The sequence below is a fragment of the Marinomonas rhodophyticola genome (genome assembly GCF_026113935.1).
Taxonomy (GTDB): Bacteria; Pseudomonadota; Gammaproteobacteria; order Pseudomonadales; family Marinomonadaceae; genus Marinomonas; species Marinomonas rhodophyticola.
Window position 1 is genome coordinate 316,493 of record NZ_JAPEUL010000012.1, and the last position, 21,432, is coordinate 337,924.

Annotated in this window: 24 protein-coding genes and 1 pseudogene; 21 read left to right on the plus strand and 4 right to left on the minus strand. The window is 43.9% G+C overall.

From position 1 onward, the window contains the following. The first annotated feature begins 4 nt into the window (after window positions 1-4). Entirely contained in the window at window positions 5-1,387 is a 1,383-nt protein-coding gene (gene cysS, locus ONZ52_RS23685; RefSeq protein ID WP_265221022.1) for a cysteine--tRNA ligase, read from the plus strand. Between the two features lie 98 nt (window positions 1,388-1,485). On the opposite strand, the gene ONZ52_RS23690 is transcribed toward cysS, so the two are convergent. Next, window positions 1,486-1,920, minus strand: coding sequence for a universal stress protein (locus tag ONZ52_RS23690; RefSeq protein WP_265221023.1), 435 nt, complete (start codon window positions 1,918-1,920; stop codon window positions 1,486-1,488). A gap of 65 nt (window positions 1,921-1,985) precedes the next feature. Between ONZ52_RS23690 and ONZ52_RS23695 the strand changes: the two genes are divergently transcribed. Then, window positions 1,986-2,474, plus strand: coding sequence for a hypothetical protein (locus tag ONZ52_RS23695; RefSeq protein ID WP_265221024.1), 489 nt, complete (start codon window positions 1,986-1,988; stop codon window positions 2,472-2,474). A gap of 26 nt (window positions 2,475-2,500) precedes the next feature. Here ONZ52_RS23695 and ONZ52_RS23700 read toward each other — a convergent pair whose 3' ends face one another. After that, window positions 2,501-3,277, minus strand: a complete 777-nt coding sequence (locus ONZ52_RS23700; RefSeq protein ID WP_265221025.1) for a DNA topoisomerase I — start codon at window positions 3,275-3,277, stop codon at window positions 2,501-2,503. Window positions 3,278-3,449: 172 nt separating this feature from the next. Between ONZ52_RS23700 and topA the strand changes: the two are divergent. From topA to ONZ52_RS23715, 3 genes and pseudogenes are all read left to right on the plus strand, one after another. Next, window positions 3,450-6,076, plus strand: a pseudogene (topA, locus tag ONZ52_RS23705) (type I DNA topoisomerase). Further along, window positions 6,073-6,543, plus strand: a complete 471-nt coding sequence (locus ONZ52_RS23710) for a DUF6586 family protein (protein ID WP_265221026.1) — start codon at window positions 6,073-6,075, stop codon at window positions 6,541-6,543. Before topA ends, ONZ52_RS23710 begins: the two are co-directional and overlap by 4 nt. A 2-nt stretch (window positions 6,544-6,545) precedes the next feature. Beyond that, window positions 6,546-6,812: a hypothetical protein gene (locus tag ONZ52_RS23715; protein ID WP_265221027.1), complete on the plus strand. Its 267-nt coding sequence runs from the start codon at window positions 6,546-6,548 to the stop codon at window positions 6,810-6,812. A 75-nt stretch (window positions 6,813-6,887) separates the two neighbouring features. Here the strand turns inward: ONZ52_RS23715 and lexA are convergent, their stop codons facing one another. Further along, complete coding sequence (gene lexA / locus ONZ52_RS23720) at window positions 6,888-7,511, minus strand: transcriptional repressor LexA (RefSeq protein ID WP_265221028.1); 624 nt, start codon at window positions 7,509-7,511, stop codon at window positions 6,888-6,890. A gap of 69 nt (window positions 7,512-7,580) precedes the next feature. On the opposite strand from lexA, the gene ONZ52_RS23725 reads away from it, so the two are divergent. From ONZ52_RS23725 to ONZ52_RS23775, 11 genes are all read left to right on the plus strand, one after another. Beyond that, the gene (locus tag ONZ52_RS23725) at window positions 7,581-9,164 is read left to right on the plus strand and encodes a DEAD/DEAH box helicase (protein ID WP_265221029.1); all 1,584 of its coding nucleotides are present in this window, start codon (window positions 7,581-7,583) and stop codon (window positions 9,162-9,164) included. Then, window positions 9,151-9,705, plus strand: a complete 555-nt coding sequence (locus ONZ52_RS23730) for a helicase C-terminal domain-containing protein (protein ID WP_265221030.1) — start codon at window positions 9,151-9,153, stop codon at window positions 9,703-9,705. Before ONZ52_RS23725 ends, ONZ52_RS23730 begins: the two co-directional genes overlap by 14 nt. A gap of 100 nt (window positions 9,706-9,805) precedes the next feature. Further along, complete coding sequence (locus tag ONZ52_RS23735; protein WP_265221031.1) at window positions 9,806-11,164, plus strand: DEAD/DEAH box helicase; 1,359 nt, start codon at window positions 9,806-9,808, stop codon at window positions 11,162-11,164. Between the two features lie 28 nt (window positions 11,165-11,192). Next, on the plus strand, window positions 11,193-12,614 hold the full coding sequence (locus tag ONZ52_RS23740) for a protein adenylyltransferase SelO (RefSeq protein WP_265221032.1): 1,422 nt from the start codon (window positions 11,193-11,195) through the stop codon (window positions 12,612-12,614). 52 nt (window positions 12,615-12,666) lie between these two features. Then, complete coding sequence (locus tag ONZ52_RS23745; RefSeq protein WP_265221033.1) at window positions 12,667-13,695, plus strand: NAD(P)H-dependent glycerol-3-phosphate dehydrogenase; 1,029 nt, start codon at window positions 12,667-12,669, stop codon at window positions 13,693-13,695. After that, entirely contained in the window at window positions 13,688-13,972 is a 285-nt protein-coding gene (locus tag ONZ52_RS23750) for a DUF4389 domain-containing protein (protein WP_265221034.1), read from the plus strand. Before ONZ52_RS23745 ends, ONZ52_RS23750 begins: the two co-directional genes overlap by 8 nt. Then, window positions 13,959-14,165 (plus strand): histidine phosphatase family protein, encoded by a 207-nt coding sequence (locus ONZ52_RS23755; RefSeq protein ID WP_265221035.1) that lies wholly within the window; start codon window positions 13,959-13,961, stop codon window positions 14,163-14,165. The genes ONZ52_RS23750 and ONZ52_RS23755 overlap by 14 nt, the downstream gene beginning before the upstream one ends. 23 nt (window positions 14,166-14,188) lie before the next feature. Next, a complete protein-coding gene (locus ONZ52_RS23760) occupies window positions 14,189-14,437 on the plus strand; it encodes a hypothetical protein (protein ID WP_265221037.1) in 249 nt (82 codons plus the stop codon). A gap of 39 nt (window positions 14,438-14,476) precedes the next feature. After that, on the plus strand, window positions 14,477-15,340 hold the full coding sequence (locus tag ONZ52_RS23765; protein ID WP_265221038.1) for an alpha/beta fold hydrolase: 864 nt from the start codon (window positions 14,477-14,479) through the stop codon (window positions 15,338-15,340). Between the two features lie 67 nt (window positions 15,341-15,407). Next, window positions 15,408-16,205, plus strand: a complete 798-nt coding sequence (locus ONZ52_RS23770; RefSeq protein ID WP_265221039.1) for a DUF4892 domain-containing protein — start codon at window positions 15,408-15,410, stop codon at window positions 16,203-16,205. Between the two features lie 9 nt (window positions 16,206-16,214). After that, window positions 16,215-17,138, plus strand: coding sequence for a patatin-like phospholipase family protein (locus ONZ52_RS23775; RefSeq protein ID WP_321160409.1), 924 nt, complete (start codon window positions 16,215-16,217; stop codon window positions 17,136-17,138). Here ONZ52_RS23775 and ONZ52_RS23780 read toward each other — a convergent pair. Beyond that, window positions 17,135-17,764, minus strand: coding sequence for a Maf family protein (locus ONZ52_RS23780; RefSeq protein ID WP_265221041.1), 630 nt, complete (start codon window positions 17,762-17,764; stop codon window positions 17,135-17,137). The genes ONZ52_RS23775 and ONZ52_RS23780 overlap by 4 nt on opposite strands. 136 nt (window positions 17,765-17,900) lie before the next feature. On the opposite strand from ONZ52_RS23780, the gene ONZ52_RS23785 reads away from it, so the two are divergent. The 5 genes from ONZ52_RS23785 to fabG are packed head-to-tail and all read left to right on the plus strand — an operon-like array spanning window position 17,901 to window position 21,304. Further along, window positions 17,901-18,422 (plus strand): YceD family protein, encoded by a 522-nt coding sequence (locus tag ONZ52_RS23785; RefSeq protein ID WP_265221042.1) that lies wholly within the window; start codon window positions 17,901-17,903, stop codon window positions 18,420-18,422. 17 nt (window positions 18,423-18,439) lie between these two features. Beyond that, on the plus strand, window positions 18,440-18,619 hold the full coding sequence (gene rpmF / locus ONZ52_RS23790) for a 50S ribosomal protein L32 (RefSeq protein WP_265221043.1): 180 nt from the start codon (window positions 18,440-18,442) through the stop codon (window positions 18,617-18,619). 11 nt (window positions 18,620-18,630) lie between these two features. Next, window positions 18,631-19,587, plus strand: a complete 957-nt coding sequence (locus ONZ52_RS23795; protein WP_265221044.1) for a fatty acid synthesis protein — start codon at window positions 18,631-18,633, stop codon at window positions 19,585-19,587. Continuing rightward, entirely contained in the window at window positions 19,588-20,511 is a 924-nt protein-coding gene (gene fabD / locus ONZ52_RS23800) for an ACP S-malonyltransferase (protein ID WP_265221045.1), read from the plus strand. 58 nt (window positions 20,512-20,569) lie between these two features. Then, window positions 20,570-21,304: a 3-oxoacyl-ACP reductase FabG gene (gene fabG, locus ONZ52_RS23805; RefSeq protein WP_265221046.1), complete on the plus strand. Its 735-nt coding sequence runs from the start codon at window positions 20,570-20,572 to the stop codon at window positions 21,302-21,304. Window positions 21,305-21,432: the final 128 nt, after the last annotated feature.

Consider the following 21,432-nt stretch of genomic DNA (forward strand, 5'->3'; position numbering starts at 1 on the left):
GCGCATGCTGAAGATTTATAATACCCTCAGTGGTAAAAAAGAAGTTTTCAAACCTATTGTTGAAGGCAAAGTCGGCATGTATGTCTGTGGCAATACCGTCTATGACTTTTGTCACATTGGGCATGCACGCGCGATGATTTCCTTTGACGTTATTTCGCGTTTTATTCGTCATCTTGGTTATGAGCTGAATTATGTTCGTAACATTACGGATGTTGATGACAAGATCATCAAACGTGCTGAAGAGAATAATGAATCAACCCAGTCTTTGACTGAGCGAATGATTACGGCACAGCGCGAAGATGAACTGCGTCTTGGAAACAAAATGCCAGACCGTGAGCCGAAAGCCACTGAGTTTATGCAAGAAATTATTGATATGGTGCAAATCCTTATTGATAAAGGTTTTGCTTATCATGGCACTTCTGGCGACGTTTATTATCGAGCGACTAAATTCAAAGATTACGGCAAATTAAATAACCGCAAACTTGAAGATATGTTGGCTGGTGCTCGAATTGATGTCGAGGTGGCAAAAGAGCATCCAGCAGATTTCGTGTTGTGGAAACAAGCGAAAGCTGGCGAAGTGTCTTGGCCTTCACCTTGGGGGGATGGTCGTCCTGGTTGGCACATTGAATGTTCTGCCATGTCGACTAATTGCCTGGGTAGTCACTTTGATATTCATGGTGGCGGTCCTGACCTTAAGTTTCCACACCATGAAAATGAAATTGCTCAGTCAGAAGCGGCAACCGGTAAGGACTATGTTAACTACTGGATGCATTGTGGTGCGGTTCGTGTGAATAACGAAAAGATGTCCAAGTCTTTGGGTAACTTCTTCACGGTGCGTGATGTATTGGCCAAGTTTAATCCTGAGGTGGTTCGCTACCTGATGGTGTCTAGTCAGTACCGCAGTGCCATTGATTATTCAGATCAAAGTTTGCATGATGCAAAAGTGGCGTTAGAGCGTCTTTATACGGCATTGCGTCATCAGCCTATTGCAGAATCCTATGTATCGACAGAATTTACTGCTCGGTTCGAAGAAGCAATGAAGGATGATTTTAATACCGCTGTGGCGGTTTCTGTTTTGTTTGAATTGGTTCGAGATTTAAATAAAGCGAAAACTGAGGACGCGGATAAAGCATCAAAATTGGCTGCGGAATTACGTTCTTTGGCGGAATTGCTTGGATTGCTTCACCAAGATCCAGAATACTTTTTGCAAAATAGTACGGTGTCCGAAGGGCTGAGCGAAGCAGCAATACAGGCTTTGATTGATGAAAGAGCGCAGGCGCGAAAAGACAAAAATTTTGCGCGCGGTGATGAGATTCGTGATGAATTAGCCAGTCAAGGTATTGAGCTTTTGGATAGTCGTGAAGGAACAACTTGGACTAGGCATTAAGCGTCTTTCGCAAAAGTCGAACAAAAGAGTGGGCTAAAATAAAGAAAAAGGCGATGGTTGCATCGCCTTTTTATTGGTTTATTGTTTACGTTATTGGTTTAGTCTTTCACAACTTTGACGGCCAGTACGTCGCACGGTGCGCCATGAAGTACGCCGTTGGCAGTAGAGCCTAATAAAAGTGCTAGTCCATGACGGCCATGGCTACCTACCACAATAAGATCGACTCTTTTTTCTTCGGCAATGCGGTGTATTTCGCTTTCTATGCCGCCTTGGGAAATGCAGCTCTCGCTAACAGGAATATCGAGCTGGGCCTCTAGGATGGCGATACGTTCTTTAGCGGTTTCTTGCAATTGTGCTTGAATATCCGTTATGTCGATTGGCACATCGCCGCCGTAGGCATAGTTTAAGGACTCAATGACATGGAGTATGGTCAGTTCAGCGCCAGTTGCTTTGCATAATGCGACAGCCTTATTGGCAACCTTAATGCTTTCATCGGTTAGATCAACAGCGAGTAGAATTCTGTTATACATCATAGAACACCTCCAAAAAATTGGCTTGATTAACTTATTTTAGTTGAAAACTCGAGAGACATGAAAATATGACTGCTCTTATTGTTATTTTTATTACACTATCATTAATGGGGTCGGCATTATGGATCATGCCACATAAAAAAGAGCGTCAACGCATGGCATTACGTATGCATGCTCGAAAGCTGGGTCTTACCGTTCAGCTTACATCAATTGACCTTCCTGACAAGTGGGATAAGTCAATCAACCGACAAAAAACAATCGCTTATTCTTTTTATCGTTTAAAGCCTATTGCTACTTTGCCGCCGCAGCTTTTGTTATTACCTTTCGAGGTATGGAAATATCATGCCTTGGCTGATGGGTGGTGGTCTAGTAAATTTTTTGAATTGAATAGCGCATCTAAAAATACATTGGAACGTTATGGTCACTTGCTCACTGCGGTAAAAATTACCCCAGAGTATGTCGCATTGTATTGGAGTGAAGCCGGAGATGAAGAGGTGCTAGCGGCGCTGACAACGTTGATTTTTTCATTGGCAGAATTGAAAACCGTCAATACTTAAAAGCAGTCCCTGTTAGGGGAGGATTTTTAGCGCCGATTAGTTTTTTTATGCGTGTCTAAATTGTGTATCAGTTCGCTTAGTACTTCTTCTGGATTGTCGCTGTCCTTCATGGCTTCAATTTTAGGTGATAAAATTTGCCGAATTCGATCCGTAACAAAGTTTTTTAACGCATTTTTTTCGGGGCGCTCTGTCGCATCGGATTTAAGGTGTGACAGAATGACACCATAAAGCGTTTGAGCAACGCGCATGTCGCCACTGGCAAAGTTTTTATTGGCTTGAACTATTTGGCGATTCAATTGAATCCATAGGTTGAGCCAGCGTAGATACTCATAGCATGCTTGGTAATGCGAATGGCTGATGCGGCCTTTTCGACGAAGATAGAGTAACATTTTTGCCAGTTTTGTTAGGCGTTCTCTATAATTGGTTTTTTCCTGAAAGCTGAATAGCTCTGGTTCCGGGTTAAATGTATGTGGGTCATTATTACGGTTTTCTTCGGCAGTGGCGATACGAATTTCTATTTTCTCTGGGTCGTCGGAATATTGCAGAAGCTCGCGAAGTGTGTCTAGATAGAAGTCATAAAGCACATCCGTCGCGATGGTGTCTGTGTTAATATCTCTTAAACCGCGGATATGTTGCTCAGCACGATCTGCTCGATTAGATAGTTGTAGTTGTTTAACGCGTCGCTGCGTAATTTCTTTTTCTTTTGGTGTGCACGTGATCCAATAACAACAGACAAAAGCACAATGATGATCAAAAATGCAATTGTTAATATTTGAAGGGTAGCCATGATTGTCCTTAAGCAATGAATTCAGTATGTTAAATAAGAAATACTAAGTTCAGCAAGATTTAATGTGAAACAATACAGGGATCGCTTGTCATATAAAAGGTGTTTGCTTAATATCAGCGCCCCTAGAGATGAAACTTCGTGCAACGTGGATTTGCAGACCTACTTTATTAAAAGGCTTACACAGTTCAATGGGAAAATCACTGGTTATCGTGGAATCGCCGGCTAAGGCGAAAACCATCAACAAATACCTAGGCAACGACTTTATTGTCAAATCGAGTGTAGGACACATTCGAGATTTGCCAACTGGTACAACTGCCACCTCTACGCCTCAAGAGCGCGCAAAGCAAGCTGCTTTGACACGTAAGATGAGTCCAGAAGAAAAACTTGAGTATAAAAGTAGTAAATCCCGTCAACAGTTAATTTCTAGAATGGGTGTGGATCCAGAACATAACTGGAAAGCGCACTATGAAATTTTGCCGAGTAAAGAAAAAGTTGTCGATGAATTAAAACGACTTGCTAAGAATGCTGACACCATCTATCTCGCAACCGATTTGGATAGAGAGGGGGAGGCGATTGCTTGGCATTTGCGTGAAGCTATTGGTGGCGATGATAGTCGTTATAAGCGCGTCGTTTTTAACGAAATTACTAAAAAAGCCATAAAAGCGGCGTTTGAAACGCCATCTGAATTGGATATGAACCGAGTCAATGCGCAGCAAGCGCGTCGTTTCTTGGATCGTGTAGTTGGCTTTATGGTGTCGCCTTTGCTTTGGGCAAAAGTGGCCAGAGGCTCTCTGCGGGTCGTGTTCAGTCTGTGGCTGTGCGCTTGATTGTAGAGCGTGAAAAAGAGATTCGTGCATTTGTTCCTGATGAGTTTTGGGAACTTGATGCAATGCTAGCGACGCCTTCGAAGGAGGTGATCAAATTCGAGGCGGCGAAATATCAAGATAAAGAATATCGTCCCGTTAATAAGGCGCAATCTGATGAGCATGTTGCACGTTTGATTGATGCTAAATATCTGGTTAGCAGCCGAGAAGACAAACCGACAAGCAGCAAGCCTTCTGCGCCTTTCATTACGTCTACGTTGCAACAAGCGGCAAGTACACGTTTAGGTTATGGCGTTAAAAAGACCATGATGCTTGCTCAGCGTCTGTATGAAGGTGGTTATATTACGTATATGCGTACTGACTCGACGAATTTGAGTGTCGATGCAGTCGAGGCATTAAGAGGTTATATACTGTCTAATTTTGGTGAAGCGTATTTGCCTGAAGAGCCGATTCGTTATAGCAGTAAAGAAGGCGCGCAAGAGGCCCATGAAGCCATTCGTCCTTCTGACGTCACCGTTCGTGTTGATGATTTACAAGGCATGGAGAAGGACGCTCATCGTTTGTACGACCTGATCCGTAGTCAGTTTATGGCGTGTCAAATGACGCCTGCAGAATATACGTCAACAACGATTACGGTTACTTCTGGGGATTATGAATTTAAAGCCAAAGGGCGAATCTTACGTTTTGACGGTTATACGCGTGCAATGCATACCGTGGCTAAAAAAGGGGAAGACAATATTCTTCCGGATGTTGGTCAGGGAGAATACCTGGATCTTAAAGAGCTTTTGCCTGAGCAGCATTTTACTAAACCAGTTGCTCGCTTTAGCGAAGCCAGTTTGGTGAAAGAGCTTGAGAAACGTGGTATTGGTCGACCTTCAACATATGCTTCTATCATTTCTACCATTCAAGATCGTGGTTATGTTCGGGTTGAAAATCGCCGTTTTTATGCCGAAAAAATGGGAGATATTGTCACTGAGCGTTTGGTGGATAGCTTCAGTTCCTTGATGAATTTTAGTTTTACGGCACAAATGGAAGAGCAATTAGACGATATTGCTGAAGGTCATAAAGATTGGATTAAAACACTGAATGCGTTTTATAAAGATTTTAGTACGGTACTGGCTAAAGCGGAGTCGCCTGATGGTGGTATGATGCTCAATGAGCCGACGCCGACGGATATTGCGTGTCCAACATGCTCTCGTCCGATGCAGATTCGTACAGCCAGTACAGGAGTGTTCTTGTCATGTTCAGGCTACGCTTTGCCGCCAAAAGAGCGCTGTAAAGCAACCATTAACCTTATTCGTGGTGATGAGGTTATTGCTGTTGATGATGAAGAAGGTGAATCTAAAGCGCTTATTAATAAACATCGCTGTCAGATCTGTGGCTCGGCCATGGATAGCTATTTGATGGATGAAAACCGTAAGTTGCATGTTTGTGGTAACAATCCGTCCTGTTCTGGTTACGAGGTAGAGAAGGGCTCCTTTAAAATTAAGGGATACGATGGTCCTACCCTTGAGTGCGACAAGTGTGGCTCTGAAATGCAACTTAAGACAGGTCGTTTTGGTAAGTATTTCGGTTGTACTAATGAGAGCTGTAAAAACACTCGTAAGCTTCTTAAAAATGGCGAAGCTGCGCCACCTAAGATGGATCCTGTGCCTATGCCAGATTTGGCTTGCCAGAAGGTTGAGGATCATTATGTGTTACGTGATGGGGCGACGGGCTTATTTTTAGCTGCAAGCCAATTCCCGCGTAAACGTGAGACACGTGCGCCTTTAGTGGAAGAATTGCTGCCTTACATGGATCAGATTGATCCTAAATATCACTTTTTTGCGGATGCACCAAAGAAAGACCCTGAAGGTCGTCCTGCTATTATTCGTTACAGTCGTAAGACAAAAGAGCAATACGTCATGACGGAAGAGGAAGGTAAGCCAACTGGTTGGAAGGCATTTTATGTTGGCTCTAAATGGGTGATTGAAGAAGGTAAGAAAAAATGAGCGGTGTTACCTTGGCAAGTTTGACAAACCAAAAGCTGGATACGGCAAGACGCTTTATTCAGCAAAGTCAAATCAGTGAAGAAGCATGGCTTAATGTCGGCCCGGAAAGTTCAGCGATTTTTCAGTTAAGAAGCGCGCTGAATGGTTTGTTAAAAGAAGTGTCGACGACGTATTCATTATCTGGTTCTTTAGATGTGCCTAGCATGCTACGCGAAGCTGAAAAAAAACAGATAATGGTTCCGGTGCTGACTGAGCTGGCGGATTTGTTTTCACGCCCCGAGTCTTGGTGTTCTCAGCTGAATCAAGCTTATTTGGTGCAATTTGAATGTCGTGGCTCTTTGTCTTCTCCGGTTCAAAGCGATAATTTGATTGGTCGCGGTAGTGATAACGGAGCATCTGTGAGTTTTTATTTAACCAAATTGGTTGAGTTGGTTTTGCGTTTTAGAGAAGAGTCATCAGAGTATTGAATATGAAAGAGTCCTACCTAGAAATTGTTGAGCTGGAGAATGGTGATATCGTGCTTCGTCCAGCCAGCGAGGATGGTGAGGAAACCGTTCCTTTGGCAATATTGCAGATCCTGGATGATACTCGATCTTATCTAAAGAATCGTTATTTTGAGTTGGCAAAATGCATGTTTCACGCGGGCATTGATTTTGTTTATTCTGAAGACGCCTTCTTTGATGAAGATTCAGATTATCTTGATGATGAGGAATTTCGACCAAAAATTCTGCATTAGTTTGTGAGCGAGTATAAGCACAAATAAAAAAGCGATGCTTAAGCTTCGCTTTTTTATTTGTGCATTGAAGAGCGTTTAAATACCTTGTCGAATCACGCCAACGGATAAGCCTTCTATCGCAAAGTCTTCGCTTTCAAGGTCAACGATGATGTCAGTAAACTCTTCGTTTTCAGGAATTAGTCGAACAATTTTGCCATTTTGTTCAAAGCGTTTAACGGTGACTTCATCGCCAATGCGTGCAACCACTATTTGTCCATTACGGACTGTGGTTGTTTTATGTACGGCGAGTAGATCACCTTCCATGATGCCGATATTTTTCATGCTGGTTCCTGATACAGACAAGAAATAATCTGCTTGTGGAGAAAACATGCTGGCAGGTATGTTCACGTGTGAGGCGATGTTCTCTTGGGCTAAAATAGGATAGCCAGCAGCAACTTTGCCAATGACAGGTAGGCCAAGGTCTTCTGTTAGATCGTCATTAGAAGCTCGCTCAACTAAGCGTATCCCTCTTGAGGCGCCAGACAGCATTTCAATTGCGCCTTTTTTGCATAAGGCTTTGAGATGCTCTTCAGCCGCATTAGGGGATTTAAACCCTAATCGGTGCGCTATTTCTGCTCTCGTTGGCGGAAACCCTGTTTCACCAATAAATTCGCGAATGGTTTCTAGTACGTCAGATTGTCTTTTGGTTAGTTTAATCATAAGTTGTCTGGTTGTTTATACAGTAACTGTTATTATATACAGCATTCTTAACGATACTCAATGATATAAATGCTTTCAGATGAACTAAAAACACAAATTCAACTTGCATACCGAGCTTCTTTGGATGCCAAGTCCCATAAACCAAGGTCTGGACAGCGTCAAATGATTGCTGCGATCGCGCGAACCTTGGGTAACATTAATCGCGGCTCAGAGGGTGAGCGATTAGGAGAAAAGCATGTTGCTGTGATTGAAGCAGGAACGGGGACGGGGAAAACCTTGTCGTATTGCCTGGCTGCTATTCCAATTGCCAAAGCGCGAGGGTTAAAATTAATTATTTCCACTGCCACTGTCGCGCTGCAAGAGCAAATCTTACACAAAGAGTTGCCAGATCTGTTAGAGCACACCCAGCTTAGCTTTAAATACACGCTTGCCAAAGGGCGTGGACGTTACCTGTGTTTGAATAATCTGGAAGGTTTTCTCAATTCTGAAGAGCAAGCAATGGACGATATGTTCGCAGGTCTTTTTGAACAACATCTTCATTCAGATGATATTAATACCGTGCTTTATCAAGAAATGGACGCTGCTTTGCAAAAAGGTGAGTGGGACGGCGATAAAGACAACTGGGCAGGTATCGTTCGTGATCAAGATTGGCGACGCTTAACGACCGATCATCAACAATGTACAAATCGTAATTGTGCGAATTACTCCGCCTGCCCATTTTTTAAGGCGCGTGCCGAGATCGAAGTGGCGGATGTTATTGTAGCCAATCATGACCTTGTGCTCGCTGATTTGTCATTGGGGGGCGGCGCTATTTTGACGCCACCAAAAGATACAATATATGTATTTGATGAAGGGCATCACCTGCCGGATAAAGCGATCGGGCATTTCCGCCATGAAGTGCGTTTGCAACAAAGTATTACTTGGTTGCGCCAGTTAGAAAAAAACTTAGTGAATTTAAAACAAGAGTTAACGGATGACGTGAGCGTCACCGGCCAGCTTTTATTAAAGATACCTCAGCAAATACAGAGTATTGTGAACTTTATTCAATATGCGCAGCAAGGTTTAGCGCCTTATATTCAAGGCTTGGGGTTGGATCAAGATAATAATCAGCATCGCTTCGAGTTTGGTCAAATTCCAGACGAATTGCGGCAATTGGCTTATAGCTTGCAAACGTCTTATCAAAAGTTATTTAACAATATTGAAAGTATTCAGGACGAATGCAAGAAGACAAAACAAAATGAAGGGATGGGTGTGACGCCTGAAACCGCCGAAACGTGGCAGCCTATTTTGGGTGTTATTCTTGGTCGCTTAGAGCAATGTGTTGGTTTGTGGCGATTATACTCTGCTGTTGATGATCAGAACTTTCCCCCAAATGCTCGTTGGTTGGTGTTATCCGGCCAGGGGATGGAGCAAGATATTGAATTGGGCGGTTCGCCTATTCTTGCCGCGAATACATTAAGACAACAATTATGGGATAAGTGTTTTGGTGCGGTGGTGACCTCTGCAACGCTGACCGCTCTTAACCAGTTCCATCGTTTTAATATGCGCTCTGGAGTGCCCTATGAAAGTGAATATTTACGGGTATTGAGTCCGTTTGACTTTCAAAAAAATGGTTTGCTGATTGTGCCCAATATGGTGAATGAGTCCCAATAGAGTAGAGCAGCATACCGCTGAGATCATTACCTACTTGAACGAGCATGTTGATGTTGAGAAAGGCAGTTTGGCGTTGTTTTCGTCTCGTCGGCAAATGGAAGAAGTGGCGCAGTCTTTGTCTTCTAAGCTGCAAGAAATCTTGTTGATGCAAGGAGAGCAATCCAAGCGCGTCATTTTGGATTCTCATAAAGCGCGTATTGATGAGGGTAAAGGCAGCTTGTTGCTCGGATTGGCAAGCTTTGCAGAGGGTGTAGACTTGCCAGGAAAGTACTTAACCTGCGTATATATTGCGAAGATTCCTTTTGCTGTGCCGGACGACCCCGTTGAAGCCACTCTGGCTGAATGGATACAAAAGCGTGGTGGCAACCCGTTTATGGAGATCACCATTCCCGACGCTTCATTGCGTTTAGTTCAAGCCACAGGCAGGCTGCTGAGAAGTGAACAAGACGCTGGTGAAATACATATTTTAGATAAGCGATTGCGCACCAAGCGTTATGGGTCGCAATTAATTAACAGCTTGCCACCTTATAAGTATCAATAGACTGACAAAGCGTAAGCAAGGGGTGATAAAGCTTTACCAATTAGGTACACTCTTTGCAAAGATCATTAACCTCAAAACATAGAAGCGTAAAGATTCCAATATGGAAAACCAAATTCAAGAAGCACCATCAGAAATTAGCACAAAACCAAAACGCACCCGTCGCCCAAACAAGCGACCAAGAAATAATGATGAGGCTCAAAATGGAGTTCAATCCAATACCCAAGTTGGTCATGAAGCCGTGACGACGGGTAGTGGAAAAAATGCTATTTGGTCCATAGAGGATTTTCCGGTTGCTAAGGTAGATGGAAAGTTGCGCTTTCATGATTTAAATCTACCTGATCGTGTGATTAAGTCTATCGCGGAAATGGGTTTTGAGTATTGCAGTGAAATTCAAGCTGAAACTCTGCCTATGACCTTACTGGGTTATGACATTATCGGACAGGCCCAAACTGGAACGGGTAAAACGGCTGCATTTTTGATAGCGATGATCAGTGATTTTCTGGATTATCCCCTTGAAGAGAAGCGTCCTAATAACGTTGCTCGCGGTTTGATTATTGCGCCTACTCGTGAGCTGGCCATTCAAATTGCGGATGAAGCGGTAAAGCTGACATCAAACTGCCATTTGAATGTGGTGACTTTGGTCGGCGGATTGAGTTACGAAAAGCAAAAGATCGCCTTGGAAACCGAAAATGTTGATATTTTGGTGGCGACACCAGGGCGTTTGTTGGACTTCGCGCGCAGCCGTAAGGTGCAATTGGGTAAAGTGGAATGTTTGGTGTTGGATGAAGCCGACCGTATGCTGTCGATGGGCTTTATTCCTGATGTAAAAAGTATTATTCGTATGACGCCGCATAAAGAATTAAGGCAAACCATGCTATTTAGTGCGACTTTCCCGAAAGACATTCAGGCGCTTGCGCAGCAATGGACGTATTTTCCAAAAGAAGTCTCTGTGGTGCCAAAAGAAGCCACCAATCAGAACATTGATCAGGTGATTTATACGGTTGAAGCGGATCAAAAATGGCCCGTTTTAAAACAGCTGATTAATGAAAATGGCGGTCAGCGTACGATTATTTTTGCTAATCGTCGTGATGAAACGCGTGATTTATACGAGCGTCTACGTAAAGCAAACATCAACTGTGCGATCTTATCTGGCGAAGTGGCTCAAGATAAGCGAGTTAAGACATTAAACAACTTCAAAGAGGGTATCATTCAGGTGCTGGTGGCAACGGATGTTGCAGGTCGTGGTATTCATGTTGATAACGTAGAACTCGTTGTTAACTATTCATTACCGGAAGACCCTGAAGATTATGTGCATCGCATCGGCCGTACTGGCCGCGGTGGTGAAACGGGCAAATCGGTCAGTTTTGCGAGCGAGGACGATGCGTTCATGATCCCTGAAATTGAAAGGGTTGTGGGCGAGAGCATTCGCTGTGAGTACATGGTTGATACCTCGCTATAAAGATCGCTTAATTTTTAAGTGAGATAAAATGAATTTAGAGCACCATTTTGCCAGTCTGGGGGAGGCGTTTTCTTCGAAAACCCTTGTCCAGCCACTTCTTGAGCAGCGATTGGTAGAGTTTAATCAATCGCTCGCTTCTTTTCTGTCCATTGATATTAAATCCACTGAAACCAAACGCATTTTGAGTGGCGAAGACGCATTGCCGCTCAGTCTAAGCATGGTGTACGCCGGTCACCAGTTTGGTGGCTTTTCGCCTCAACTAGGAGATGGTCGAGGCGTTTTGTTAGGTGAGGTTCGTGGTCAAGATGGCCTTTTGTATGATTTGCACATGAAAGGGGCTGGGCCGACACCTTATTCTCGTCGAGGCGATGGTCGTGCTGTGTTGCGTTCTTGTATTCGTGAATACTTAGCCAGTGAGGCCATGACGGCGCTCTCTATCCCTTCGTCTCGCGCTTTAGCGCTTTACGACAGCAGAGAAGCTGTGTATCGAGAAACGCCAGAGGCGGGGGCGATGTTATTAAGAGTTGCGCAAGGTCATATCCGCTTCGGTCATTTTGAATACTTTTTTTATCAAGGTAAGCAGGCGGAGCTGGATCAGCTTATTGAATATTGTCTTACACACTATTACCCCGAGTGTTTGGCCGCTGAGTCTCCCCTAGAAAGTATGTTGATTGAAGTGGTTAAGCGTACCGCTAGAATAATGGCGAAGTGGCAATCTGTTGGTTTTCAACATGGCGTGATGAACACCGATAATTTCTCGTTCACCGGAGAGACGATTGACTACGGTCCTTATGGTTTTATGGAGGATTATGAACCCGATTGGGTTTGCAATCATTCTGACCACGAGGGGCGTTATGCCTTTTCTCGGCAGCCTGGTGTGGGTTTATGGAATCTTAACTGTTTGATGCGTTGCTTTTCAAAACACCTTGAGCGCGATCAGCTTATTGCCATTTTGCAATGTTATGAGCCAGAGTTGCAGTCTCATTACGATGTTCTGATGATGAGTAAGATGGGGTTAGATTCAGCGCATGATGTTCATGCTTTATTGCCGTCATTGTTGTCAATATTGGCATCAGAAAAAATGGATTATAATGTTTTTTTCCGTTTGTTGAGTCATCTTGAGCAAGGCGTTTACACGCCTATATTAGATGAGGTGGTTGATCGCGAAAAAATGTCAGTTTGGCTTGCGCAATATGAGGCTGCGCGGATCAAAAGTGTGTATGCCTGGTCTCAGGTGAATGCCTCTATGTTGGCGGTTAATCCGAAGTTTATACTCAGGAATTATTTGGCACATGAGGCAATTCTTTCCGCTGAACGAGGAGATTACTTGCCCTTTCGACGTTTGTTGCATGTGCTTACTCATCCTTTTGATGAACATCCAGAATCCGACAGTCTTGCGCAAAGATCGCCAGAATGGGGTAGATCATTAGAAGTAAGCTGTTCGTCTTAGTTTGGTTCATTTTTTTATAATTGGACGATATTTTTAAAGAGAAATAGTCAATATGAAGCATTCTGTATGTGTATTGGGTGGTGGTAGTTTTGGTACGGCTTTGGCGAATATTATGGCGAAAAATGGCCATCAGGTGAGCCAGTGGATGCGTAATGAAGAGCAGGTGGAAGAGATTAATTTAACCGGCTTGAATAGTCGTTATTTGCCTAATGCGCCTTTGCATCGAGAATTGTTAGCAACCAGTAATTTAGAGCAAGCCATTCGAGACAGTGATACTGTTTTTGTATCAATTCCGTCCAAATCTTTTGAACAAGTTGTGCAGCGCATTGAACCTTTGTTGACGGCAGATAAAATATTAATTAGCACCACAAAGGGATTTAATCCAAATCGTTTTGAACTTATGAGTGATGTTTTGCGTCGAAACCCTATAACGCAAAAGATTGGTGTTCTGAGTGGTCCGAATTTGGCGAAAGAAATAGCCGCAGGTCAAATGACTGGAACAGTTATTGCCAGTGCGGACGATCAAGTTCGCCGTAGAGTGATTGAATTACTCAAATCCCCGACGTTTCGTGTATATGAAAACAAAGACAGTAAGGGGGTTGAATTAGCGGGCGCTCTAAAAAATATTTATGCGATTGTGTGTGGTCTTGCCAAAGCGCTCAATGTAGGGGAGAACACCATGTCGATGATTATGACGCGCAGTCTGGCTGAGATGAGCCGATTTGCTGTGCATTTTGGTGCAAATCCAATGACGTTTCTCGGACTGGCAGGAATGGGGGATTTGATTGCGACTTGTACTTCGCCGTTGAGTCGAAACTATCGAGTAGGTTTTGCTATTGGTTCCGGTCATAATTTGGACGAAGCCGTTGGGGGACTTGGCGAGGTTGCTGAAGGGGTGAATACTTTAAAAATGGTGGTTGATGAAGCTCATAAGCATGGGCTCTATATGCCGCTTGCTGAGGGTTTGTCTAAATTATTGTTTGAAAATGCCCAGTTGGAGTCGTTGATTGGTTCAATGATGACGGGGGAGCAAAAATGGGATGTCGAATTTGCGACAAACGAGGAGAATGACAATGTCTAAGCCAGGTTATGCTGATCAAGGTTTTTGGTTTCGGGTAATTTTCATGTTGCTGTATTGGGTTGTGCTAAATATTGCGGTGACTGTGTTTGGTATTTTGCTGTTGCTAGTGAGCTTGGTCAAATTAGGTTCAAAACATGAGCCTATCATGCTGTCTTCTTGGCTAAACAGTGTTACCGCTTTTATTGGTCAAATATTTTCTTTTTTGTCTTTCCAGTCAGAAGAAAAGCCTTTTCCATTTCAACCTTGGCCCTCGGAAGGTGTGGATGAGGAAGCTTAAGCGTCTCTATGTTTTACGCCACGGCAATGCCCAGCCATATGGTTATGCTCATGATGAAAGTCGTGAGCTTACTGAGCTTGGAGTGGCTGAGGTAAAAATGGCGGCACAAGCATTTCGTGAACGAGGTGAGGCAATTGATGTGGTTTTCGTGAGTCCTTATGTTCGGACCAGCAAACGGCAAAGACTTTTTTAGCCAGTCTAGATACTTCGGTTGAAATGAAAGATTGCCCTTTCATTACTCCTAATGGCCAAAAAATTGATGTGGCGTTATGGTTAAATGATCTGCCTTATGAGTCAATTTTATTGGTTACGCACCAACCGTTTTCTCATCAATTTGTGGATTATTTGGTGGATCAGCCTTTACCTATCAATTTCGCTATGACTACTGGGACTTTGGCCTCGGTTGAAGGGGAGTTATTTGCTGGGGCCTGTTGCCAATTTCGTTGGTGTTTTTCGCCATCATGAATGATTGAAGTAAATTTTTTGGATTGGTAAAGAGCAAATATGGGAAATGATATTGTTTATAAGCTTGCGCACACGGAAATAGCTGGGTTGCAGTGGCTGCCTAAAAATTCATCCGCTTTTAAAGTTTTGTCCTTGCATGGCTGGCTTGATAACGCAGCGAGCTTTTCTAATTTGTCTCCTCATTTGTCTGATTTCTCCCATATCGCGTTAGATCTCGCAGGGCATGGTCTGTCTTTGCATCGGCCAGCAGGAAGTTTTTATCACCTGTGGGATTATGTTTTAGATGTGGTGTCTATATTGAACCAGTCTAAACAGAGCGTGTGGTTAATCGGGCACAGTATGGGAGGGGCGGTAGCGATGTTGGTCGCGGCCATTGCGCCAGACAAAGTCCGAGGCCTAATTGTGTTAGATAATATGGGGCCTTTGACGGGAACACCTGCTGATCGTGTAGTGACGTTGCAAAGGGCTGTCAATAAAATGGCTAAATTTCGTTTAGGCAGAGAAACCAGCTATCTAACGAAAGAGGACATGGTGCTTGCGCGAATGGAGGGTTTTACCCAGCTGTCTAAATCGGCTTCGAAAATTTTGGTAGATCGTGGTGCTAAACAAAATGTGGACGATGCCTGGGTGTGGCGACACGATGCTAAACTGACGTTTCCGTCCCCATTTCGCATGGATGAAGAGGGTGTTGAGGCTTTCATTCAAGAGATTAAGTGTCCTACCTTAGCTCTGGTTGCTAAGTCTGGTATTTATCAAAATGATCGCAACCTAGTTGAAAAGCGTGCGGCTCAGTTTCCATGGATAAAGCTCAAATGGCTTGACGGTAATCATCATTTTCACCTCGAACCTGAAACATGTTTTGCTGTTGCGACGGAAATTCATCGATTTATCGATCTAAATTAATAGGGTGTCTTTGTTGTTTGGTATTGTGCAAAGTTATCCATCCCGGATTGGGTGAAAGGAAGGTTATATGCTTACGTTACGTGTGGTGTCATTTTCTTTATTGGCTTTTTTTAGTGGCTTCTCGACGGCTGGGATTTTAGGGATAGAGCCATACCGAGATGCTCAGTTGGTGAAGAGTAACTCGCAAACAGGGCAGTTTACTGAAATACCGCTTGGCAAAATAAGTCGCGCCGGAAGCGGTTGGGAGCCAGAGAGTGTTGAGCGGGTGGAAGGTGATCTTTTCTCATCACTCTATAAGATTCATCGTAATGCGGTGTTGTCTGATGTTTATGCACACTACCGCACACAAATGGCGGTTGATGGTCGAATGGTCTTATTTGAGTGCGATAGTCGTAGCTGTGGTAGCAGTAATGCATGGGCGAATAACTTTTTCGGTGACTACCTTCTTTATGGCCCAGATCAAAGTCAATTTTTGTTAGTGGTCAAAAATCCACAAGATATTTATCAAGTCTTGTACATAAACCGTCGTGGTGCTGGCGATGTCATGGTTCGCTTGGATGAAGTGAAGTCGGCGCGAGCAAACGGAACTGAATTTGAGATAGTGGCTCAAATGGACGTTCAAGATATCCCCAGGATACGACGCTTTGTTAGTGCATTATCGGCTGATCAAAACTTAGTCGGTTTTGTGACGAGTCAAAAAACCGCTGGATTGAGTGCGCTTGAGTCTGGTGATCAACTTATTTCTATTATGCAAGCGGGTTTAGGGGATAGGTTTAAGGATAGGGTTCGTTTTGTTAATTTGGCGGATTTAGGTCGTGAATCACTTGGTATTAATCGTGTGTCCTTTGTTTATGTACGTCCATAGGGGGTATTGGTGAACTCGAAAAAAACAGTTGCTCTGATATTGGGTAGTGGAGCAGCGCGTGGTCATGCGCATATTGGTGTTATTCAGGCCATTGAAGAGCGCGGCTATGAGATTATTAGTATTTCGGGTTGCTCGATTGGCGCTATCGTCGGCGGTGTTTTTGCGGCAGGTAAACTGCCTGAGTATCGTGAGTGGGCTGAATCGTTAGATCGGGTGAGTGTGTTGCGTTTGTTGGATATGTCCTTTTTGAATGGTGGTTACATAAAGGGCGACCGTTTCTTTGAAAAGGTCCAAAGTATGATAGGAACGCCTGTGATTGAGTCTTTGCCGATAGACTACACGTCTGTTGCGGTCGATTTGTTGAATCAAAAAGAGTTTTGGTTTCAGCGAGGAGATCTGATCAGTGCAATGCGGGCCTCATCCGCCATTCCTTCGATAGTGTCGCCTGTGCCGTTAAATGGTCGAATGTACGTTGATGGTGGGGTATTGAATCCGCTGCCTATTATCCCTTCTGTGCCTGCTGGAGCGGATTATATTATTGCGGTGGATCTGAATGGGCCAGCGGAAGGTATGTTAGAAGACGCGCCTGAGGCAACGTCTAGTGCGCCTGCTTGGTGGTTGAACGCGAAAGGTTTTTTTGTAAAAGAAAAAGGCGACGATTTGGAGGAAAAGCCCAAGTATTCACCTGAAAGCTGGGGGCGTCTTCAAACAATTAATATGATGTTTGAAACCATGCAGGAGTCCCTTACGCAATACAAGTTGGCTGGCTACCCGCCTGACTTGCTTATTTCTATGCCAAAAGATATTTCAGGCTTTTATGAGTTTTGGCGGGCAAAGGAGTTGATTGATTTTGGTTACGAAGTGGCTCTCAAGGCGATTGACGGTTTGGAATCGCCGACGTCGAGTTATTTTTCATTTCCAAAAGGGTATTAACGGTCTTTACGCCATTTAGTCTTTAGCCTATTGGGTTGATGTCGAGTCTCACGCAACAGACGTGAGAGTGATATCAATGGCAACCCAATAAGGCTGTTAGGGTCGTCTCCTTCCATTTTATCGAATAAGCAGACACCTAGGCCTTCACATTTAAAGCTTCCAGCGCAATCAAGTGGTTGCTCAAGTAAAACGTATTGGCGAATTTCATTGAGAGTAAGCGTTCTAAAATAAACGTGATATTCGCTTAGTGTATATTGATACGACTGGTCTTGTTGATTAAATACGCATAACCCTGTTAGGAAACTGACTTTTTTACCGCTAAAACGACTTAGTTGACTTATCGCATTGTCTACGGTGTGAGGTTTGCCTAAAATTTTATTATTTAAAACGGCCACTTGATCAGAGGTGATAATGATCCCATTGGGTGTGTGATCCGTCCCCCGTCGTTCACGGTCCACAGCAAACGCTTTGGCAATGCTTAGGCGCTTGACTAAATCAACAGCAGATTCTGGGTGTAACGGGGTTTCGTCAATGTTGGGGGAGTGGCATTCAAAGGGGACGCCTAAGCGTTTGAGAAGGTCTTTTCGGTAGGGTGAGGAGGACCCTAATATGAGTTTATTTGGCATTGTTTTTTCATCGTTTTAATAAAATGAGAGTGTATTTTACTTTTTTTTGCTTCCATTGGCGTAAAAAAGAGAAAAAAGTGCTTTAAGGGCAGTTAGACTTTGACAAAATGGGTCCTTAGCAATATTATCCCCCGCCATGTTGAATGATACGTTACCTAAATATTTTGACCCTCGAAAATACGCAAGCAATGAGCAAGCGTTCGAAGGGTACTTGCCCCTTAATGAATTTAAGGAGCTTTGTGCTATATTAGCCTCTGATGAGGGTAATGCTTTTATTCATCTAGACTTTAGAGTTGATGAGGATAGGCGTTACATTGCTACTGGATTATTAACCGCTCAAGTACAAGTTGTTTGTCAGCGTTGTATGGGAGCCGTTACACATGATCTAGCGTTGGATTTATCCTTGGGGTTCGTCTACGACGAAGACCATGCGAAAAACCTACCGTACAATTACGATCCTGTTGTCATGACCGATGGTGAAGTAATTTTAGCAGATATGGTAGAGCAAGAAATTATACTTGCCTTACCCATTGTCGCTTATCACGAAGAAAGTGGTTGCAACCCAACAGCTGTAAAGTATGCCTCGTCTACCGATGACGCACCGGATGACGAAAAACCGAATCCATTTAGTATATTGGCCCAATTAAAGGCCAAGTAAAGTTAGGAGCTCCAAAAATGGCAGTACAAAAAAGTAAAGTAACTCGTTCACGTCGCGGCCAGCGCCGTTCTCACGATGCTTTGACTGGTCCAACTCTTTCTGTAGAAAAGACTACTGGTGAGATTCACCGTCGTCACCACATTTCTGCTGATGGTTTCTACCGTGGTCGTCAAGTTATCACCCCTAAAGGTGAGTAACTAAGATACCCATGATCAGGGTAGCTTTAGACGCTATGGGCGGGGACTTAGGTCCCCGCATTGCATTTGACGGTGCAATAGAGATTCTTTCTCGCCATGAAGATGTCGTCATTACTGTGTATTATTCCCCTCATTCTGGTTTGGATCTTCCTAAGCCTCATAAACGTTTGTCTTTGATTGCTTGCTCCGATGTGATTGATGGAGATGAAGAAATTGTTTTGTCTTTATTTCGTCGTCGCAATAGTACGCTTTACCAATCTTTGAATGCCTTAGTGAATAGGTCTTCGGATGTTGTTGTCACCTTAGGCAATACAGGTGCTATGGTGGCGCTTGCTCGTCATTTGTTGGGGGTGTTGCGTCCTAAACTTTATCCGGCTTTAATTAGAGAACTTTATTCTAATCCACTTCGATGTTTGGTGGATTTGGGAGCGAATGTTCATTGTCCGCCATCTATGTTAGTAGGTTTTGCTGAGCTTGGTGCAGCGTATGTTGAAGCTTTGAGTGGTGAGGCTCCAAAAGTTGGTCTGTTGAACGTCGGTGTTGAAAGCTCTAAGGGGAGTGCGGTTATTCGAGAGACAAATAGGCTTTTAGCCAGTAAAGTGTGGCCGACTTATCTTGGGTATGCGGAAGGCACAGAGCTATTTGAAGGGGAGAAAAATGTCATTGTTTGCGATGGCATGGTTGGGAATGCCGTATTAAAGGCATCTGAGGGTCTGCTTTCCTTTATGATGAACAAATTTAAAAAAGCAGAAGGGGCGTCCTCGTTATTTGAGACTTTTTACCAAACTGAGCGTAGGCATGGGGCCTGCCTTGTGGGTGTGCGTGGCAATTTGGTAAAGGGTCATGGTCGTTCTGATTTGCCGGCTATGGTAGGCGCGATAGAATATGGTATCGATATTGCGCGAGCGAATTTGTATTCAGCGATTGAAACGCGTCTTTGTAATGAAGCTTTAGAGTCAGGAGATTAAATGAGCAGTAAATTAGCTTTTGTTTTTCCAGGGCAAGGTTCTCAGCAATTGGGAATGTTGGCGGATTTGGCAGAAAAACATGATGTAATAGAGCAAACGTTCGCACAGGCATCTGCTGTGCTTGGTTACGATTTGTGGGATCTTGTGCAAAACGACGCAGAGAAATTGAGCCAAACAGACAAAACACAGCCTGCGCTTTTGACCGCAAGTGTTGCTTTGTGGCGTTTGTGGGAGCAGCAGGGTGGTGAAAAGCCTGCGTATGTTGCTGGCCACAGTCTTGGAGAATATTCTGCTTTAGTGTGTGCGGGCGTAATAGCGTTTACTGATGCTGTAGAACTTGTTAAATTACGCGGTGAATACATGCAGCAAGCGGTGCCAGCAGGTGAAGGAGCAATGGCTGCAATTATTGGTCTGGACGATGATAAGGTCGTGGCTGCATGCGACGCTGCGCCTGGGATCGTGAGTGCGGTCAATTTCAATTCTCCTGGTCAGGTGGTTATTGCTGGTCATGTTGCTGCGGTAGAAGCGGCTATGGTGAATTCGAAAGAAGCGGGTGCTAAACGAGCACTGCCGTTGCCTGTTAGTGTGCCTTCGCATTGCGAGTTAATGATTCCAGCGGGTAAAAAGTTGGCGGAAAAACTTGAAACAATTACGTTTCATTCGCCTTCTTGCACTTTGGTGCAAAATGTTACCGCTCAGGCAGTATCAGATCCTGCCGTGATCAAAGCCAATCTTGTGTCTCAGTTGAGCGAGCCAGTATTGTGGACGCAATCCGTTATGTTGCTGGCTGAATTGGGTGTGACCTCTACAATAGAGTGTGGTCCTGGTAAAGTGCTTAGTGGCTTGAATAAACGCATTGTTAAAGGTTTGGAAACTGTTTCGCTTGGTGATCTAGCTGGCTTTGAAGCGGCTTTACCTGCGTAAATAGAGTTTTTATTTGTTCGAAAAGTATTCGATTCAAACTATATTGTTGGAGACAAGCATGAGTCTTGAAGGAAAAGTGGCTCTGGTAACAGGCGCTACTCGCGGTATTGGTAAAGCGATTGCTGTCGCTCTAGTTGAGCAAGGTGCGACTGTTATTGGTACAGCAACGAGTGAGTCTGGTGCGCAAAGTATTAGTGAATACCTTGGCGTTAATGGTAAAGGTTGGGTGCTAGATGTATCATCAAGCGAATCAGTTGATGTTGTTGTAAAAGAGATTACAGCAGAGTTTGGGGCGCCAACTATTTTGGTAAATAACGCGGGTATTACTCGTGATAACCTCATGATGCGGATGAAAGAAGAGGAGTGGGATCAAGTAGTAAATACGAATCTAACGTCTGTATTTCGTGTTACAAAAGCTTGCTTGCGCGGCATGACTAAAGCAAAGTTTGGCCGTGTTATTAGCATCAGCTCGGTTGTTGGCTCTATGGGCAACGGCGGGCAAACGAATTATTCTGCAGCAAAAGCAGGTCTAGAAGGTTTTAGCCGTTCTCTAGCAGCAGAAATTGCGTCTCGTGGTATCACAGTGAATTGTGTTGCACCAGGGTTCATTGAAACCGACATGACTAAGGTCTTACCTGAGGAGCATAAAGCCAAATTGGTTGAAAAAGTGCCTTCATCACGACTTGGTCAACCAGAAGAAATTGCGGCGGCAGTCGCGTTTTTGGCGTCAAATGGCGCCGCTTACATCACCGGAGAGACATTACATGTCAATGGCGGTATGTATATGTCGTAATTTGAGTTGAATTTTATGTTTAATTCAACGAAAATACATCTCCGGTTCATGTCGAGAATCACGCCTTTTAGGTGATCGAATTTTATAATATGCTCACACTGAGCTGTTAATGAGTAGAGTAGGAACTT

What these genes read in the sequence shown, in the direction of transcription:
- cysS (WP_265221022.1), top strand. Translation starts at nt 5, where the DNA reads ATGCTGAAGATTTATAATACCCTCAGTGGTAAAAAAGAAGTTTTCAAA.
- ONZ52_RS23690 (WP_265221023.1), bottom strand. Translation starts at nt 1,920, where the DNA reads ATGATGTATAACAGAATTCTACTCGCTGTTGATCTAACCGATGAAAGC.
- ONZ52_RS23695 (WP_265221024.1), top strand. Translation starts at nt 1,986, where the DNA reads ATGACTGCTCTTATTGTTATTTTTATTACACTATCATTAATGGGGTCG.
- ONZ52_RS23710 (WP_265221026.1), top strand. Translation starts at nt 6,073, where the DNA reads ATGAGCGGTGTTACCTTGGCAAGTTTGACAAACCAAAAGCTGGATACG.
- ONZ52_RS23715 (WP_265221027.1), top strand. Translation starts at nt 6,546, where the DNA reads ATGAAAGAGTCCTACCTAGAAATTGTTGAGCTGGAGAATGGTGATATC.
- lexA (WP_265221028.1), bottom strand. Translation starts at nt 7,511, where the DNA reads ATGATTAAACTAACCAAAAGACAATCTGACGTACTAGAAACCATTCGC.
- ONZ52_RS23725 (WP_265221029.1), top strand. Translation starts at nt 7,581, where the DNA reads ATGCTTTCAGATGAACTAAAAACACAAATTCAACTTGCATACCGAGCT.
- ONZ52_RS23730 (WP_265221030.1), top strand. Translation starts at nt 9,151, where the DNA reads ATGAGTCCCAATAGAGTAGAGCAGCATACCGCTGAGATCATTACCTAC.
- ONZ52_RS23735 (WP_265221031.1), top strand. Translation starts at nt 9,806, where the DNA reads ATGGAAAACCAAATTCAAGAAGCACCATCAGAAATTAGCACAAAACCA.
- ONZ52_RS23740 (WP_265221032.1), top strand. Translation starts at nt 11,193, where the DNA reads ATGAATTTAGAGCACCATTTTGCCAGTCTGGGGGAGGCGTTTTCTTCG.
- ONZ52_RS23745 (WP_265221033.1), top strand. Translation starts at nt 12,667, where the DNA reads ATGAAGCATTCTGTATGTGTATTGGGTGGTGGTAGTTTTGGTACGGCT.
- ONZ52_RS23750 (WP_265221034.1), top strand. Translation starts at nt 13,688, where the DNA reads ATGTCTAAGCCAGGTTATGCTGATCAAGGTTTTTGGTTTCGGGTAATT.
- ONZ52_RS23755 (WP_265221035.1), top strand. Translation starts at nt 13,959, where the DNA reads ATGAGGAAGCTTAAGCGTCTCTATGTTTTACGCCACGGCAATGCCCAG.
- ONZ52_RS23760 (WP_265221037.1), top strand. Translation starts at nt 14,189, where the DNA reads ATGAAAGATTGCCCTTTCATTACTCCTAATGGCCAAAAAATTGATGTG.
- ONZ52_RS23765 (WP_265221038.1), top strand. Translation starts at nt 14,477, where the DNA reads ATGGGAAATGATATTGTTTATAAGCTTGCGCACACGGAAATAGCTGGG.
- ONZ52_RS23770 (WP_265221039.1), top strand. Translation starts at nt 15,408, where the DNA reads ATGCTTACGTTACGTGTGGTGTCATTTTCTTTATTGGCTTTTTTTAGT.
- ONZ52_RS23780 (WP_265221041.1), bottom strand. Translation starts at nt 17,764, where the DNA reads ATGCCAAATAAACTCATATTAGGGTCCTCCTCACCCTACCGAAAAGAC.
- ONZ52_RS23785 (WP_265221042.1), top strand. Translation starts at nt 17,901, where the DNA reads ATGTTGAATGATACGTTACCTAAATATTTTGACCCTCGAAAATACGCA.
- rpmF (WP_265221043.1), top strand. Translation starts at nt 18,440, where the DNA reads ATGGCAGTACAAAAAAGTAAAGTAACTCGTTCACGTCGCGGCCAGCGC.
- ONZ52_RS23795 (WP_265221044.1), top strand. Translation starts at nt 18,631, where the DNA reads ATGATCAGGGTAGCTTTAGACGCTATGGGCGGGGACTTAGGTCCCCGC.
- fabD (WP_265221045.1), top strand. Translation starts at nt 19,588, where the DNA reads ATGAGCAGTAAATTAGCTTTTGTTTTTCCAGGGCAAGGTTCTCAGCAA.
- fabG (WP_265221046.1), top strand. Translation starts at nt 20,570, where the DNA reads ATGAGTCTTGAAGGAAAAGTGGCTCTGGTAACAGGCGCTACTCGCGGT.